The sequence below is a fragment of the Arthrobacter sp. SD76 genome (assembly GCF_049726125.1).
GTDB classification, from domain to species: Bacteria; Actinomycetota; Actinomycetes; order Actinomycetales; family Micrococcaceae; genus Arthrobacter; species Arthrobacter nitrophenolicus.
Map to the genome: position 1 here is coordinate 2543563 of NZ_JBNBLR010000001.1, position 16470 is coordinate 2560032.

General features: G+C 67.7%; 13 protein-coding genes and 3 pseudogenes. 3 read left to right on the forward strand and 13 right to left on the reverse strand.

The window, feature by feature from the left end:
* The first annotated feature begins 201 nt into the window (after nt 1–201).
* Nucleotides 202–588: a DUF1844 domain-containing protein gene (locus ACPEE0_RS12410; protein ID WP_009358637.1), complete on the forward strand. Its 387-nt coding sequence runs from the start codon at nt 202–204 to the stop codon at nt 586–588.
* 177 nt (nt 589–765) lie between these two features.
* Here ACPEE0_RS12410 and ACPEE0_RS12415 read toward each other — a convergent pair whose 3' ends face one another.
* The 8 genes and pseudogenes from ACPEE0_RS12415 to ACPEE0_RS12450 form a co-directional block, all read right to left on the reverse strand.
* On the reverse strand, nt 766–2064 hold the full coding sequence (locus tag ACPEE0_RS12415; protein WP_407709365.1) for an MFS transporter: 1299 nt from the start codon (nt 2062–2064) through the stop codon (nt 766–768).
* Between the two features lie 56 nt (nt 2065–2120).
* A pseudogene (locus ACPEE0_RS12420) lies at nt 2121–2998 on the reverse strand (SseB family protein).
* Nucleotides 2999–3024: 26 nt separating this feature from the next.
* Nucleotides 3025–3771 (reverse strand): bifunctional 1-(5-phosphoribosyl)-5-((5-phosphoribosylamino)methylideneamino)imidazole-4-carboxamide isomerase/phosphoribosylanthranilate isomerase PriA, encoded by a 747-nt coding sequence (gene priA / locus ACPEE0_RS12425; RefSeq protein WP_133349862.1) that lies wholly within the window; start codon nt 3769–3771, stop codon nt 3025–3027.
* A gap of 41 nt (nt 3772–3812) precedes the next feature.
* Complete coding sequence (locus ACPEE0_RS12430) at nt 3813–3971, reverse strand: hypothetical protein (protein ID WP_407709363.1); 159 nt, start codon at nt 3969–3971, stop codon at nt 3813–3815.
* Nucleotides 3972–4735 (reverse strand): annotated as a pseudogene (gene hisH / locus ACPEE0_RS12435) (imidazole glycerol phosphate synthase subunit HisH).
* A complete protein-coding gene (gene hisB / locus ACPEE0_RS12440) occupies nt 4732–5358 on the reverse strand; it encodes an imidazoleglycerol-phosphate dehydratase HisB (protein WP_407709361.1) in 627 nt (208 codons plus the stop codon). The pseudogene hisH and the gene hisB overlap by 4 nt, the downstream one beginning before the upstream one ends.
* A gap of 63 nt (nt 5359–5421) precedes the next feature.
* Complete coding sequence (locus ACPEE0_RS12445) at nt 5422–6540, reverse strand: histidinol-phosphate transaminase (RefSeq protein ID WP_407709360.1); 1119 nt, start codon at nt 6538–6540, stop codon at nt 5422–5424.
* Between the two features lie 113 nt (nt 6541–6653).
* Nucleotides 6654–7067 (reverse strand): LysM peptidoglycan-binding domain-containing protein, encoded by a 414-nt coding sequence (locus ACPEE0_RS12450; RefSeq protein ID WP_407709359.1) that lies wholly within the window; start codon nt 7065–7067, stop codon nt 6654–6656.
* A gap of 441 nt (nt 7068–7508) precedes the next feature.
* Here ACPEE0_RS12450 and lexA point away from each other — a divergent pair, with 441 nt between their 5' ends.
* Nucleotides 7509–8243, forward strand: a complete 735-nt coding sequence (lexA, locus tag ACPEE0_RS12455) for a transcriptional repressor LexA (RefSeq protein WP_407709358.1) — start codon at nt 7509–7511, stop codon at nt 8241–8243.
* A 72-nt stretch (nt 8244–8315) separates the two neighbouring features.
* Here the strand turns inward: lexA and ACPEE0_RS12460 are convergent.
* Together ACPEE0_RS12460 and hflX are read right to left on the reverse strand one after the other, a co-directional pair.
* Nucleotides 8316–10372, reverse strand: a pseudogene (locus tag ACPEE0_RS12460) (ATP-dependent DNA helicase).
* Nucleotides 10365–11945: a GTPase HflX gene (hflX, locus tag ACPEE0_RS12465; RefSeq protein ID WP_424574575.1), complete on the reverse strand. Its 1581-nt coding sequence runs from the start codon at nt 11943–11945 to the stop codon at nt 10365–10367. The pseudogene ACPEE0_RS12460 and the gene hflX overlap by 8 nt, the downstream one beginning before the upstream one ends.
* A gap of 449 nt (nt 11946–12394) precedes the next feature.
* Here hflX and ACPEE0_RS12470 point away from each other — a divergent pair, with 449 nt between their 5' ends.
* Nucleotides 12395–13009 (forward strand): class I SAM-dependent methyltransferase, encoded by a 615-nt coding sequence (locus tag ACPEE0_RS12470; protein ID WP_407709356.1) that lies wholly within the window; start codon nt 12395–12397, stop codon nt 13007–13009.
* On the opposite strand, the gene dapF is transcribed toward ACPEE0_RS12470, so the two are convergent.
* The 3 genes from dapF to miaB all read right to left on the reverse strand — a co-directional run bounded on the left by dapF (nt 12990) and on the right by miaB (nt 16468).
* Nucleotides 12990–13934, reverse strand: a complete 945-nt coding sequence (gene dapF / locus ACPEE0_RS12475; RefSeq protein ID WP_009358649.1) for a diaminopimelate epimerase — start codon at nt 13932–13934, stop codon at nt 12990–12992. The genes ACPEE0_RS12470 and dapF overlap by 20 nt on opposite strands.
* 74 nt (nt 13935–14008) lie before the next feature.
* Entirely contained in the window at nt 14009–14905 is an 897-nt protein-coding gene (gene miaA / locus ACPEE0_RS12480; RefSeq protein WP_407709355.1) for a tRNA (adenosine(37)-N6)-dimethylallyltransferase MiaA, read from the reverse strand.
* Nucleotides 14906–14908: 3 nt separating this feature from the next.
* Nucleotides 14909–16468 (reverse strand): tRNA (N6-isopentenyl adenosine(37)-C2)-methylthiotransferase MiaB, encoded by a 1560-nt coding sequence (miaB, locus tag ACPEE0_RS12485; protein WP_235046928.1) that lies wholly within the window; start codon nt 16466–16468, stop codon nt 14909–14911.
* Nucleotides 16469–16470 lie beyond the last annotated feature (2 nt).

Consider the following 16470-nt stretch of genomic DNA (forward strand, 5'->3'; position numbering starts at 1 on the left):
GCCCAACCAGTACCCGGCAACCTTGAGTTCCGACAATGCTCGAGCGAACATTCGGAACAGCGGCTGACGCGGGTGGAGAGAACTCCGCTTGCAAACTGCATGCCATCCTACAGAAAAAATTCCCGTCAGCGCCGAAAGCACCGGTGGGAACCTGGTCTCTGAAATAACGACATCCAGTTGGTCTGTGTCAAGCTTACCAGTATGAGCACGCCAGACAGTAATTCATACGTTTTCGACTCCGCCGGCTCCGGCGCCGATGTCTCCCAACAGATCCGGGATATTTCCGAGGTGCCGGCCATCGAGGTCATCACTACCGCCGCTGTCCACCTGATGAGCGCCGCCGCGGTCAAGCTTGGCCTTGCCGCCGAGGAAAACGCCGCGGAGCTGAAGGACCTGGACGAGGCGCGCAAGCTGATCACTGCCCTGGCGGGCCTGGTGACTGCCGCTGCACCTGAAATCGGTTCACAGCACGCAGGACCGTTGCGCGACGGGCTGCGCTCGCTCCAGCTTGCGTTCCGCGAAGAGTCCCTGATCCCGGACGCCCCGGGCAAGGGCCCGGGCGAGAAGTACACCGGAGCCGTCAACTAAGACTGCATCCCCTCCGCACACCGCGACGGCGGGCCGACCCTCCCGGGGCCGGCCCGCCGTCGTCGTTCCCACCGGAGTTGTCTTCGTTCCAGCAGGAGTTTTTGTCCAGATATGGCGGCTTGGACGGCCTGGAAGTCGCCGTACCTGGACAAAACTCCGGGATGCGACGAACGCGGGTCAGGCCGAAACTGTCCGGCGGCGCAACTGGAGAACCAGGCCCACCAGGCAGAGGAGCACGCCGGCGACTCCCACGGACACGAAGCCGCCGGAGGAACCCATGACGTCGATGAATACCCCGGCGAGCGGCGAGCCGAGCGCGACGCCCGCGGTGAGGGCTGAGCCGTACCAGCCCATGGCCTCACCGCGGCGTTCCTCGGAGACGAGGTCCGCCACCTTCTCCGAGGCCGCGGACAGCACCGGAGCGCACAGCAGCCCGGGCAGGATGGACAGCAGCGCCAGCGTCCAGGTGTCCGAGGCGAAACCCATGGGGATCGTGAGGGCGGCCATGCCGAGCAGCAGGAGGATCGGAGGGACCGGCCGGTGCATGGCACCGTAGAGCAGCCCTCCCACCACCGAGGCCGCGCACCAGAACAGGAAGACGATGCCGATTTCGCTCTGGCGGCCGCCTGTTTCCAGGGCTGCCACGATGCCGACGTCGGTGCCGCTGAGGACCATTCCCGCGCCTGCGGCAACAGCGAAAAGGGCAGCCACGGTTGCCGTGAACCAGGCGAAGTTGCGGGTGACCTTGCCGCGCAGGCCGGACGGCGCTCGGGATGCGGCGGGACCAAGTTCGGCGGCCGCTTCCTGCAGGTGGGCCGGTGCGGCTGCCACCATGGCGGCCTCCGCTGCATGGCGCTGGTCAGCCTCGCTCTGCCCCTCCCCGGGCGCCTGTTCCGGGCTTCGGGTGGGCGGGTTGAACCAGATCAGGAAAAGCCCCGCCAGCGACGTGGCCAGGCCCACGGCCGTCAGGCCCGCCGTCGTAAACCCGCTGGTGGCTACCACCGCACCGGCGGCCGGTCCGATCATGAACACCATCTCGGTGGTGATCGCGTCAAGGGCGTAGGCGGTCCGCCGCTGGTCGCCGTCGGCCAGCACGCCGAGGGACTGGCGCACCACGCTGAAGATGGGAAGGGTCAACAGGCCACCGACGAAGACCAGCGGGAGGAGCCACTGGTAGGACACGTGCGGGACGATGGACCAGATCAGCGCCTCGGAAATGACAGAAGGGATCAAAGCCTTGCGCAGCCCGGCGGTATCCACCCGGCGACCGCGCCACGGGGCGCCCAGGGCGATACCAATGGTCATGACGGCCGCCGCGGCACCGGCGGCGGCATAGCCCTGCCCGAGCGTGAGGACGATATGGAGGGTCAGCAGCACGCCGGCGGCCGAGTGGGGTATCCGGGCGATCATGCCCACGAGGAGCAGGCTCCGGATGGGCCGGACGGACAGCAGCTCCCGGTAGAGGGCGAAATTCACGAGGTGGTCCTTACGTCTGCCGCAGCGGACCGGGGATCATCCCGACGGGCTGCCGGCTACTCTGCCGCGCGCCGCAGCTTGATCTCGATTGAGTCGACGCGCTCCCCAAACAATACATTCCGCGACCACTCCGCCTGGAGTCCGGCCACCAGCTGCTGGACGCCGCCAGCGTCCAGCCCGTCTTCGAGGTAGAGGACCACCTGCAGTTCGGGTCCGGCTCCGCCGCCCGGAATGGCTGTCCCGTCCGCGGCCCGTGACGCCACTCCCCTGCCCGGCATCAGTTCGATCCGGCGGACCGCGGGGAAGCTGCCTGCCGCCCGCCCCATTTCCGCCGCAAGGTCTGCGTCCAGGTACGAGGGAACCCAGTCCTGCTGCTGCGCAAGGGCCCAAACTGCGGGCCGGCGGACCACGAACGTCACGTCGGCGCCGGGTCCAGGACCAGGAGTTCCGCGCCCTCGGCCACTGCGGACAGGGCCGCGCGGGCGGCGTAGACGGCAACCGGGCGGGCCTCGGGATGCCAGGCGGACAGCGCCGCGGCCGACGTAAAGGCCGGCATGGCGGTCCTGCCGTCCGCGGCTTTCAGCGTGACCAGGGCCATGTCCGCCTGTTTGTCGGCCTGCAGGCCATGGGCCGACTCTTCCTCTTCGGCCAGCTGGGCCACGATGGGAATGAAGACGCGTGCCGTGGCGAGGGAGGCGACGACGGACGATTCGCTGCCTGTGCCTGCCCGGAGGCCGGCCACCGCGGCGAGGTAGCCGGCGTCGGCTGTTCCGTCGTCGTCGTCGAAGTTGTGGATTTTGGCGTCGTCACCGGCGAGGCTGCGGCCGGCCCACGGCCTGCCGGCCGAATCCGTTGCTCCCCCGGCGCCGGCCAGCGCGGCCGCAATGTGCCCCGGCAGTTGCCGTGATGGGGGTGTGCCTGCTTCGCTGGCCATGCGTCTGCTTCCGTGCCGTCCGCGGCCTAGCGGCGGCCGGCGACGTCGAGGGCTTCGGGCAGCGTGAACGCGCCCGCATAAAGTGCCTTGCCCACAATGGCGCCTTCGACGCCGAGGGGAACCAGGGAGCGCAGTACCTTCAGGTCGTCCAGGCTGGAGATGCCGCCGGAGGCCACCACCGGTTTGCCCGTCTTCTCCACCATCTGGCGCAGCAATTCCACGTTCGGGCCCTGCAGCGTTCCGTCCTTGGTGACGTCCGTGACGACGTACCGTGCGCAGCCGGCATCCTCGAGCCGGTCCAGGACCTCCCAGAGGTCCCCGCCTTCCTTGGTCCAGCCACGCCCTGCGAGGGTGGTTCCGCGGACGTCAAGGCCGACGGCGATCTTGTCGCCGAAGCGCTCGATGACCCGCCGGGTCCAGTCAGGATTTTCCAGCGCAGCGGTGCCGAGGTTGACGCGGGCCACGCCGAGGCCAAGGGCGGCCTCAAGGGTTTCGTCGTCGCGCAGGCCGCCGGAGAGCTCCACCTTGATGTCCAGCCGGCCAACCACTTCCCGCAGCAGCTCGGCGTTGGACCCGCGGCCGAAGGCAGCGTCCAGGTCCACCAGGTGCACCCATTCGGCACCCTGCTGCTGCCAGTTGGTGGCGGCCTCCAGCGGTGTGCCGTAACTCGTCTCGCTGCCCGCTTCCCCCTGGACCAGCCGGACGGCCTGCCCGTTCACGACGTCGACGGCGGGCAGCAGTTCAAGGACCGGCAGATCAGTTGCGGTGGTCATGTTCTTCCTCAGGGTTGGGTGCAGGGGATGGCTGGCAGCGGTCAGTCGGCCGGGAGCGTCAGCAGGTAGGCGGCCAGCAGGGACATTCCCGCCAGGACGTAGAACGAAATCTGTGTCCAGAGCGGCTTGTGCTGCTGCCGGAAGGACAGGGCCCCGCCCACCAGCAGGCCGGCCAGCCCCATCAGGACAATGGACCACATCTAGGCGGGACCGCCGGCTGCGTCCGCCTGGCTGCCGCCGGCAGGCTGGGCTGCGGGCCGGTGCAGGGCCTCGACCCAGTTCCGCAGCAGGCGCGCGCCTGCGTCCCCGGACTTTTCGGGGTGGAACTGCGTGGCGCAGAGCGGGCCGTTTTCGACGGCGGCGATGAAGGGGGCGCCGTGCTCGGACCAGGTGACCAGGGGCGGGGCCATGCGGGGCTGGATGACGTCGAAGTTCCATTCCTGCACGCCGTAGGAATGCACGAAGTAGAAGCGTTCGTTCTCGACGCCGGCGAAAAGCTTCGAGCCTTCGGGGACCTTGACCGTGTTCCAGCCCATGTGCGGCACCACATCGGCGGGCAGGAGTTCCACCTTGCCGGGCCATTCGCCGATGCCTTCTGCCTCCGTGCCGTGTTCCACGCCTGCTTCGAAGAGCACCTGGAGGCCGACGCAGATCCCGAGGACTGGCCTGCCCCGGCAACCCGCCGTCCGATGAGGCGGATGCCGTCGACGGCCTTCAGTTCCCGCATGACGGTTTCGAAGGCGCCGACGCCCGGGACCACCAGGCCATCGGCGTTCAGGACGTCCTCGGGCTTGGCGCTGAGCACTACCTCGGCGCCGGCCCGTTCCAAAGCACGCACCGCCGAGCGGACGTTCCCCGAACCGTAGTCCAGCACCGTGACGGTGGGCTTACCTTCGGGGGAAGGCAGTTTCCGGCTGGCGGACGGATCGATGATTGCGCCGTCCTTCAGGACCTGGCCGCTCACAGGGCACCCTTGGTGGAGGGGATGCCTTCCACCCGGGGGTCCGGCTCCACGGCTGCGCGCAGGGCGCGCGCGAACGCCTTGAACTGGGCCTCCACGATGTGGTGGGGGTCGCGGCCGGCGAGGACGTTCATGTGCAGGCAGATGCCGGCGTGCAGGGTGATGGCCTCGAAGACGTGGCGGGTCAGCGAGCCGGTGAAGTGGCCGCCGATCAGGTGGTACTCCTGACCCGCAGGCTCGCCGCCGTGCACAAGGTAGGGCCGGCCTGACACGTCCACGACGGCGTGGGCCAGTGCCTCGTCCAGGGGAACGGTGGCTTCGCCGAACCGGCGGATGCCCGCCTTGTTCCCCAGAGCGGTGCGCAGCACCTCACCGAACGTGATGGCGACGTCCTCCACGGTGTGGTGGACGTCGATGTGGATGTCGCCGGTGGCCTTGACCGTCATGTCGATGAGCGAATGCTTGCAGAGCGCCGTCAGCATGTGGTCATAGAAGGGCACGGACGTGTCGATGTCCGAGACGCCGGTACCGTCGAGGTTGATCTCCACGAGCACGGACGACTCACTGGTGGCGCGCTCCATGCGCGCGGTCCGGGCCGCGGCCGTGTTCGATCCGGTGGAACTCATGGTCAGGTGTCCTTTTTGCGGGAGAAGGAGTGTGGCACGGCGTCCAGCGCCGGTACTTCAAGTCTAGGCGGGAAGCGCGGCCTGGCTGGCAAGGATGCTTTCCAGGGCGGTGAGGAATGCTGTGGTTTCGGTCTCAGTTCCTGCCGTGACGCGGAGATGGCCGGGGATTCCGACGTCGCGGATCAGCACGCCGGCATCCAGCAGTTCCTTCCAGACCTCGCGGGGGTTCTCCAGGCCGCCGAAGAAGACGAAGTTGGAGTCCGAGGCTGCGGGCTTGAGGCCCATCCGCGTCAGTTCGGTGACAATGCGGTCGCGCTGCTTTTTGATGTCCTCGACGTCGGCCATCAGGGCTTCGCGGTGCTGCAGGGCCGCCAGGGCTGTTGCCTGCGTGACGGCGGACAGGTGGTAGGGCAGGCGGACCAGGCGCAGGGCGTCCGTGACTTCGGGGGCAGCCGCCATGTAGCCAAGCCGTGCCCCCGCGAGGGCAAAGGCCTTGCTCATGGTGCGGGAAACGATGAGCCGCTCCCGCCCGGGCAGGAGGGTCAGTGCGCTGGGGGTGCCGTCGTGCGCGAACTCGTGGTAGGCCTCGTCAACAATGACGATGGTCTGGCTTTCTGCTCCGGCCTCGTAAACGGCCTCCACGACATCCAGACCCAAGCCGGTGCCGGTGGGGTTGTTGGGTGAGCAGAGGAAGACGATGTTGGGCCGGAGTTCCTTCACCTGGCGGGCCGCGGATTCGGCGCTGAGTCCATAATCAGCGGCGCGTTCACCCTTGATGTATTCGGTGTCCGTTCCGCTGGCCAGCAGCGGATACATGGAATACGTGGGCGGGAAGCCAAGGGCTGTACGGCCGGGACCACCGAACGCCTGGAGGATCTGCTGAAGCACTTCATTGGAGCCGTTGGCGGCCCACAGGTTGGACTCGTCCAGTCCGTGGCCCAGGTACTCCGCCAACGCCCGGCGGAGGTCGGTGAACTCCCGGTCCGGATAGCGGTTGAGGCTGGTGGCGGCCTCTGCCACGGCTTCGGTGATGGCGGTCCTCACGTCGGCCGGAACGCCGTGCGAGTTTTCGTTCACGTTCAAGAGGATGGGAACATCCAGCTGGGGCGCCCCGTAGGGGGTCAGCCCGCGAAGGTTGCTGCGGAGGGGAAGCCGGTTCAGACGTTCTAGCTGGTCATTCACCTGAACAGTTTAGTGGCCGTCCCGGCGACCGGAAAATGTGACAGCCCGTGTTCGCGCTGGGCGTGCGGCCAGCGGCAACCCACGCCTGGGCGCACACTGGCGCGGCCGCTGCCTCAGCTGGTGGGGACGTACAACTGCTGGCCGGGCAGGACCGCCCCTGCTGGGAGGTTGTTCAGCTGGACGATGTCAGCAACCACATCGCGGGCGTCACGGCCAGGGGCGACAGTTCCGGCGATGGACCACAACGACTGTCCGGACTGGACTGTCACGGTCACCGTGGGGGTCACCGTGAGGTCTTCAGCAGTATCGGAGGCCTTGGCCGGCGAGTTGAAGAACCCTGCCAGGGACAGCAGCAGGGCCGCCAGCAGCACGAGCGGGATACCGATCAGGACGATCTTTCCCCGCCGGGTCAGCCGAAGGGGAGGCAGGGGCGCCGGGCCGTCCGGGGTTCCAGGCCGGGCGTGCTGCAAAGCCTGCCGGGCAGGGACCCGCGGAGCGTTGGCCTGCGAAGCGGATATAGCTGACATGTCTGAGCCCTCCTGGACCATACTGTGCTGCCTGGGAACAACCGTGCTGTGTTGCCTGTACTGCCTGTGCTGCCTGTGCTGTGTTGCCTGTAGTGCCTGTGCCGTGGTGCCGGTACTGCCTGTACTGCCTGTACTGCGTTGCCATGCGGGTACAGCCTGCCCGGCACCACTGACATTCCGGCTTCCGCATTCGAACGGCTTTCGAACACTGGCAACTTGACTAGAACACATATTCGAACTTTGCCTCTCCAGTTTTAGCACCTATTAACGAATAATGTCGAGACTCGCTAGAACAAATGTTTGAAAAAGCCATGTGGCTGGCCTAGCTTTGAAACAGGAAACAACCACCCTTGAAGTTGATCAGCAGGGTCTGACAAAAGGGCAAGTCACCCAGTCCGGAGCGTTGGAAAGCCCGGTGGCAACCGAAAGGCATTGGCGAATATGGCAGCAGCAGCCACCGGGGGCAGGGCAGCCTCGCAGCCGAAAAGGGCCGCAAAGGGGCTCACGCCGCGGCAGAAGAAAATCCTGGAAACCATCCAGCGCTCGGTCAACGAGAACGGCTACCCGCCCTCGATGCGCGAAATTGGCGACACCGTGGGCCTGGCCAGCCTGTCCAGCGTCACCCACCAGCTCTCCCAGCTGGAGAAGCTGGGCTATCTCCGCCGGGATCCGAAGCGGCCCCGGGCCATGGAGGTGCTCACGCCCCTCACGCTTGATGGCGGACCGGCAAAGGCTGCCGGTCCTTCGGCTTCACTGCCCCCGGACGCGGGTGCCAGAGTGACGGAGCTTCCCACCGCCGTGGACACCGCCATGGTTCCCCTGGTGGGCCGGATTGCCGCCGGCGGGCCCATCCTGGCCGACCAGCTGGTGGAGGATGTCATGCCGCTCCCCCGCCAACTGGTGGGACAGGGTGAGCTGTTCATGCTGCGGGTGGCGGGCGATTCCATGGTGGACGCCGCCATCTGCGACGGTGACTGGGTGGTGGTGCGGCGCCAGGCGGATGCCGCCAATGGCGATATTGTCGCAGCCCTCCTGGACGACGAGGCCACGGTGAAGACGTTCCGCCAGCGTGACGGCCACACCTGGCTGCTCCCGCAGAACACCCAGTACGAACCGATTCTGGGCGACCATGCCACCATCATGGGCAAAGTGGTCTCGGTCCTGCGCTCCCTCTAGGGAGAGCGGAACCAACAACTCCAGGGTTCGAAAAAGACGGCACCTTCCCGGGTCACGGGAGGGTGCCGTCTTTCAGTGGGCCTCCGAGGCCAGTCGTTCAAGGGCTGATATCGCTGTCTTCCGGTCCGTCGTGGCCCAGAACGGGGGCAGTGCCGCCCGCAGGAACCCGGCGTAGCGTTCGGTTGCCAGGCGCGAATCCAGCACGGCCACCACTCCCCTGTCGCCGGTGGACCGGATCAGCCGGCCTGCCCCTGGGCCAACCGGATGGCGGCATGGGTGGCGGACACCGACATGAACCCGTTGCCGCCTGCCTGCGCCACCGCCCGGGACCGCGCCGTCATCAGGGGATCATCAGGCCGCGGGAACGGGATGCGGTCGATGACCACCAGCCGGCACGATCCGCCCGGGACGTCTACTCCCTGCCACAGGGACATGGTGCCGAACAGGCAGGTGTCCGGTTCGTCGGCAAACTGCTTGACCAGGGCCGTCATGGTGGAATCGCCCTGGCAAAGGACTGTCACGCCGAGCTTGGGACGCAGCGCCTCAGCCGCTTCCTCGGCGGCACGCCGCGAGGAGAACAGGCAGAGCGCCCCGCCGCCGGATGCCCGGATGAGCGCCTCCAGCTCGGCCAGCGACTCGGGCGATGCGCCCCGGCCCGGCTTGGGCAGGTGGCCGGCAACGTACAGGATGCCCTGCTTCGGGTAGTCGAAGGGCGAGCCCACGTCCACGCCGGTCCAGGAGGGGGCGCCCTCACCTACCAGCCCAAGGCCGCCTGCGGCGGGCTCGAAGGCCGATCCGATGGCCAGGGTGGCGGATGTCAGGATCACGGTGTGATCGGCAAAGAGGCCCTCCCGCAGCCGGCCTGCCACGGACAGCGGCGCAATGTTGACCAGTACGGGCGCGGACTCGTCAGGCTGCGAGTACCCCTGGCCGGGATCGAAGGAGCTGGCGCGGGAAAACCACACCACCTCCCGATCGTCCCGGGCCGCGATCAGCCGTTCGCACAATTCCAGGATCAGCATCAGGCGGGACCGCGCAAGCTGCCTCCCGCCGTCGGGCGTTGTGTTGCTGTCGCCCTTGGAATCGGACAGCGCCGCGCGGCACGCCTCACGCAACTGGTCGATGCAGTCCAGCTGTTCGTCGTTCAGGCCGTTGGGCAGCAACCCGTTCGGCGCGCCCGCCAAGGCCAGTTCGAGGTTGGCGGCGGCGGCGTTGAGGGCGTCCACGGTGATGGCCGTGTGCTTGCGCGCGCTGGAGGCAGCGGCATGTACCATGGCCACGGAGAGCTGGCCGGTGACGGCTCCCGTAACCCGGTCCTGCAGCTCGTGGGCCTCGTCCACCACCACAACGTCATACTCGGGCAGGACGGCCAGCCCTTCGAAGGCGCTGACGGCCAGCATGGCATGGTTGGTGACCACGACGTCGGCCTCCGCCGCGTCCTGGCGTGCCAGCTCACTGAAGCATTCGGTGGCCATGGGGCACTTCTGTGAACCCAGGCATTCCATCGAGGTCACCGAGACCTGCCGCCAGGCGCGGTCGGTCACACCGGGAAGGAGTTCGTCGCGGTCGCCGGTGGCGGTCTTCTCTGCCCACTCACGCAGCCGCACCACCTCCTTGCCAAGCTGCGACGATGGCCCGCCGACCGTGGCGGCGAAGTGGGGAACGCTGGTGTCCTCCCCCAGCGAAAACAGCTGCCCCTCGGCGGGCTCCTCAGACGGGAATCCGCCTTCGAGCTTGTGCCGGCAGACGTAGTTGGAACGGCCCTTGACCAGCGCCACCTTCACCGGCCGGTCCAGGGCAGGAGTGATGGCCTTGAGGAGGCGGGGCAGGTCCCTGCCCACGATCTGCGTCTGCAGCGCCAGCGTGGCGGTGGAAACCAGGGCAGGCTTGTTGCTTTCGAGGGCGTGGGCGATCAGCGGCACCAGGTAGGCGAGGGACTTGCCGGTTCCGGTTCCGGCCTGGACCAGCAGGTGGTTGCCCGTTTCGATGGCGCGCGCCACCTGCCTGGCCATTTCGTGCTGCCCGGTGCGGCTCTGCCCGCCCATCGCGGCGACGGCCCGGTCGAGCAGCTCGATGACGAACTGCCCGCCGGCCGCGTCCGTGGCTTCGCCGGCCACGAGGTCAGTCATTCGCGGCGAAGGGTTCCAGTTCGGCCGCGAGGCCTTCCCGCACCATCACGACGGCCCGGGTCCCTGCCTCGACGTGGTCAAGGCTGATGATTTCGGCGTCGGAGTCGTGCAGCTTGCTGATCAGGTCGCCGCGGTTGTACGGGATAAGCAGTTCCATCTTGACGCTGGGCCGCGGAATGGATTCGCTGATCACCCTGAGCAGCTCTGCAATCCCCTGACCGGTACGCGCCGAGACCACCACGTGCCGCGGCTCGCGCTGCTTGAGCCGTTCCACCACGAAGGGGTCCGCGGCATCGGCCTTGTTCAGCACGATGATCTCCGGGATCTTGCGCGCGTCCACCTCGCTGAAGACCTTGCGGACGGCAGCGATCTGGCCTTCGGGATCCGGGTGCGAGGCGTCCACCACGTGCAGGATCAGGTCGGCATCAGCCACTTCCTCCAGCGTGGAGCGGAAGGCCTCCACCAGCTGGGTGGGCAGGGACCGGACAAAACCGACCGTATCGGCCAGGGTGTACCCCAGCCCGTCCGCCGTTTCGGCCTTGCGCACCGTGGGATCCAGCGTGGCGAACAGGGCGTTTTCGACCAGCACGCCCGCATCCGTCAGGCGGTTCAGCAGGGAGGACTTCCCGGCGTTGGTGTACCCGGCGATAGCCACGGAGGGAACGGCATTACGACGGCGGTTGGCGCGCTTGGTTTCGCGGGCCGGCTTCATCGCGGCGATTTCGCGCCGCAGCTTGGCCATGCGGGTACGGATGCGCCGGCGGTCCAGTTCGATCTTCGTCTCACCGGGTCCGCGGGAGCCCATGCCGGCGGCCGCGCCGCCCACCTGGCCACCGGCCTGGCGGGGACATCGACTCGCCCAGCCGCGGAGGCGGGGAAGAAGGTATTCGAGCTGCGCGAGCTCAACCTGCGCCTTGCCTTCCCGGCTCTTGGCGTGCTGGGCGAAGATGTCCAGGATCAGGGCAGTGCGGTCGATGACCTTGACCTTGACGATGTCTTCAAGCCCGCGCCGCTGGGACGGGGCAAGTTCGGCGTCGACAATCACGGTATCCGCGCCGGTGGACATCACGATGTCCTTGAGTTCCTGGGCCTTTCCGGAGCCCAGGAAGGTGCCGGGGTCCGGCTTGTCCCGGCGCTGCACCAGACCGTCGAGCACCTCTGATCCGGCGGTTTCGGCAAGTGCCGCGAGCTCGCGGAGCGAGTTTTCGGCGTCGGCAAGGGTTCCCTCGGACCACAGCCCGGCCAGGACCACGCGCTCCAGGCGCAGCTGGCGGTACTCGACCTCGGTGACGTCTTCCAGTTCGGTGGAAAGGCCCGCGGTGCGCCGCAGGGCGCGGCGTTCCTCGAGGTCCTGCTGGTCGCCGTCGTACGTGGTGTGCTCTTCGTCAAGGCGGGAGATAGCCTGGGCCGTGCCGAGCACGGGCTTGCCGTTGCCGCGTTCTTCTCCGCGGGGCGTGCTGAGATTCCTGGCCGGTACGTCCTTGGAGAGAATCCGGTCGATCACAGCCTGGATTTCCGCAGGGCTCATGTCCTGGGCGGCTGGTTCGGATCCGGTGTTGGGCTGGCTGGTCATGGTCTCCTTTGAAGTTTCGGCAGTTCCAGAATAGTGCCGATTGCTGGTCTGTGGGGAAGTATTCGCGCTGGGCTGACGGCCTGCGGTCATGCAGTTCTCCTGGGATGTTGGGCGCGGGCGGGCCCGAAGGCGGGCGCGGGCGCAAATGCCGCGTCACGGGAAGCGGCGGAACGGGAACGTGCCGGAGAATCGGCGAAAAGACCAGCGGGATGCTGACTTTCGAGTATTGTCCGGCTGCCGGAACAGACAGGATGGGTCTGGTCCGGTGCACAGGCGGAAGGTGTTGGATACCTGCGTCGCCGTGGGACTGGCCGCCACTGGAAGACGGCTGCGGGACGGGCGTTGCCCGTGCCGGCTACTCGAAGATCAGGAACATGCCCTCCACCCTAGCAGAGGCCGCGGGTCCGCAGTTTCCCTTTACGCTGCAAGGGGAACTACTCTGGCCAGTTATGGAGTCAGCACACTATTTCAGCGCATCCCCCGCCGGCCCCTTCACCAGAAAGCCCCTCACAGTAGAACTTGCCGGCGAAACACGCAGGCTGCAGACTTCCAGCGGCATCTTCAGCCCTGACGGCATCGACAAGGGGACGGCGGTCCTCCTGGCTGAGGTTCCGGCGCCCGCGCCCACCGGCAATCTGCTGGACATCGGCTGCGGCTGGGGACCCATCGCGCTCACCATGGCGCTGCGCGCCCCGCACGCCCAGGTGTACGCCGTGGACGTGAACGAGCGCTGCATCACGCTGACCAATGAAAATGCTGCCGCCCTGGGGCTGGCCAACGTTGCGGCCAGCACACCCGAGGCGGTGGACCCGGGCCTGAGGTTCGACACGATCTGGTCGAATCCGCCCATCAGGATCGGCAAGGACGAGCTTCACTCGCTGCTGAAACTGTGGCTGCCCCGGCTCGCGCCCGGCGGAGCGGCGTGGCTGGTGGTTCAGAAGAACCTGGGCTCGGATTCCCTGCAGCGCTGGCTGGCCGGGGAGCTGGACGACTCCTTCAGCGTGACCCGCGAGTCCACGTCCAAGTCCTTCCGCATCCTGAAGGTCAGGAAAGCGTCCCGGTAGCCACGATGACGGCCGGACCGCTCAGTTCCACGTGCTCGTGGCCGGCCGGTCCGGCGAAGAATTTCACGCCCACCACTCCGCCGGGAACGTGGACCCGCCAGCTGTCCGGAGCTTCTGCACCGGCCCAGTGGCGGATGGCGACGGCGGCCGCGCAGGCTCCCGTCCCGCAGGACTGGGTCTCGCCGACGCCCCGCTCGTGGACGCGCATGGTGACTGAACCCACGCCGTCGTGGACGAGCGGTTCAGCCGGGACGACGAACTCCACGTTGGTGCCGTTGGCGGGAACGGGTTCCACCGTGGGTGCCGTGAAGAGCCGGGTCCCGGCCAGTTCGGAGAGTTCAGCGAGGGCCACGACGGTGTGCGGGTTGCCCATGCTGACGGACAGCGCGGGCCGCGGGACCTCCAGACCGTCCGCGGTGACCAGCGAATCCATGGCTTTGGCCGTGGCTTCGCCGGGGAAGATGAATTCCCAGGGACCCATGTCCACCGCATACTCATCGCCCGTCCGGACCACGGTCTTGGCCCCGCCGCGGGTACCGATGATCAGCGCACCGCCGTCGGGAAGATCGATCAGGCCTTCGGCCCGGAGGAAATGCACGAAGACGCGGACACCGTTGCCGCACATCTCGGACAGGGAGCCATCCGCGTTCCGGTAGTCCATGAACCATTCAGCCTCGGGGACCGTGGCCAGCAGGTCGCGGCCTTCGGGGAGCAGGCGGGAAGGAACCGCACGGATCAGGCCGTCTCCCCCGATGCCGCGGTGCCGGTCGCAAAGGCCTGCCACCTGCTCTGCGGTGATGGTGTGCTCACCCCCGGGATCGGCCACCAGGACAAAATCGTTGCCCGTGCCGTGCCCCTTCGAAAAGCGCAGCCCGCCCAGCGTGCGGAAGGCGGGGCCGGTGGTCTCTGCGAGGGTTGCGTCCATGCGTCCAAGGTTACCGGCCGGGTGCGGCAGGCCCGAAACCGGCTGCTCCGTACTGACGCACGGGCCGGAACCCGTCATCGGCAGAGGTCCACGGCGCGGTCCACCAGTTGCGGATCCTGCCAGTCCAGCCAGCTGATCCGGGGGTCCGCCCGGAACCAGGTGAGCTGGCGGCGGGCGAACTGGCGGGTGGCCACGATGGTGCTTTCCGCCGCCTCCGCAACAGTGGATTCACCGTCGAGAACCTGCAGGAACTGGGAGTAGCCGAGGGCGCGGGACGCTGTCTTGCCGCGGCGCAGGCCCTGCCCATCAAGGCGCGCGACTTCGGCCAGCAGCCCCTTGTCCACCATGGCGTGCACCCGTTGGGCCAGCCGTTCCCGGAGGACGTCCCGGTCCACGGCGAGGCCTACCTGCACGGCGGGCTGTACGTACTCGCGCCGGGGCATGAAGGAACTGAAGGGGCGGCCGGTGAGCTGGTGGACTTCCAGTGCCCGGATGATGCGCCGGTCATCGGAGAGCCGGGCTGCCGAGGCGGGGTCCACGGCCTGCAGCCTGGCCAGCATGGCCGCGGTGCCCGAGGCGGCAAGGTCCGCTTCGAGCTGCTGCCTCAGCTGGGGGTCGGTGCCCGGGAAGTCGAGGACGTCCAGCGCGGCGCGCACGTAGAGCCCCGAGCCGCCGGCAAGGATGGCCCGTTTCCCGCGGGCGTGGATTTCGTCGATGAGCTGCCGGGCCTGCTGCTGGAAGTCGGAGACGCTGGCTTCCTGCGTGACGTCCAGGATGTCCAGGAGATGGTGCGGTACTCCCCGGCGCTCCGGCATGGTGATTTTTGCCGTTCCGATGTCCATGCCGCGGTAGAACTGCATGGCGTCAGCGTTGATGACCTCGCCGTCCAGCTCCAGGGCAAGGTTGACGGCGAGGTCAGACTTGCCGGAACCGGTGGGACCGACGACGGCGATGACTGGCGGGGTGCCCACCTGTCAGGGAGTGCGCAGGGGCAGTGAGGGCATGCCCAGGGAAACGCCCTTGCGGCCGGCGCCTGCACCGGGTGCCGGGGCGCCGCAGGAGTCTGCCTGCGACCTGTCCCAGGCGTCACCCGCCCGTGAGCGCCGCAGGCTGTAATCCCCCGGTGTGGGGTCGGCCACCAGGTGGAAGGCGGCGGCCTCGGTGATGGTGACCGTGACGAGGTCTCCCGGGCGCGGTGCGGGCGCACCCTCCGGAACTGAGAAATGCACCAGGCGCTGGTCCTGGGACCGGCCGGACAGCCGGTGGGTTTCCTCCGCCTTGCGGCCGGACTGGGCGGTGACCATGACTTCCACCCGGCGGCCCAGCTGCTTGCGGTTCTCCTCGGCGGCGATCCGGTCCTGAAGTGCGGTGAGCCGTTCGAACCGCTCCTGCACAACGGCCTTCGGCAGCTGGTCGGGCAGGTCGGCGGCCGGTGTCCCCGGGCGTTTGGAGTACTGGAAGGTGAAGGCCGTGGCGAACCTTGATTGCTCTACGACGTCCAGGGTGGCCTGGAAGTCCTCCTCAGTCTCTCCGGGGAATCCGACGATGATGTCGGTCGAGATGGCCGCATGCGGGATCTTCTCCCGGACCTTGTCCAGGATGCCCAGGAACTTCGTGGACCGGTACGAGCGCTTCATGGCCCGGAGGATGCTGTCCGAGCCGGACTGCAGCGGCATGTGCAGCTGCGGCATGACGTTCGGTGTTTCCGCCATCGCGTCGATCACGTCGTCGGTGAAGGCTGCGGGGTGCGGGCTGGTGAAGCGGACGCGTTCCAGGCCCTCGATGTCGCCGCAGGCGCGCAGGAGCTTGGAGAATGCCTGCCGGTCGCCGAACTCCACGCCGTAGGAATTGACGTTCTGGCCCAGCAGTGTCACCTCGATGGCACCGTCGTCCACAAGGGCCTGGATCTCCGCGAGGATGTCCCCCGGGCGCCGGTCTTTTTCCTTGCCGCGTAGGGCCGGGACGATGCAGAAGGTGCACGTGTTGTTGCAGCCCACGGAGATGGAGACCCACCCGGAGTAGACCGAGTCGCGCTTGGTGGGCAGGGTGGACGGGAAGACGTCCAGGGATTCCAGGATCTCCAGCTGCGCCTCGTTGTTGTGCCGGGCGCGGTCCAGCAGCGCGGGCAGGGCGCCGACGTTGTGGGTGCCGAAGACGGCGTCCACCCAGGGCGCCTTCTTCAGGATGGTTTCCCGGTCCTTCTGGGCCAGGCATCCCCCCACGGCGATCTGCATGCCGGGATTCGCCGCCTTGACCGGCGCGAGGATCCCGAGGTTGCCGTAGAGCTTGTTGTCGGCATTCTCCCGGACCGCACAGGTATTGAAAACCACCACGTCCGCCTGCTCGCCGTCAGCAGCAACGTAGCCCGCATCCTCGAGCATGCCGGCCATGCGTTCGGAGTCGTGCACGTTCATCTGGCAGCCAAAAGTGCGCACCTGGTAGGTGCGTGGCCTGGGCGCGGCCTCGTGCGGCAGGGACCCGGCCTCTTCGGAGGGCTGGGCACCGGAAAAGGAGGAAGGAATGGTCAAACTCACCT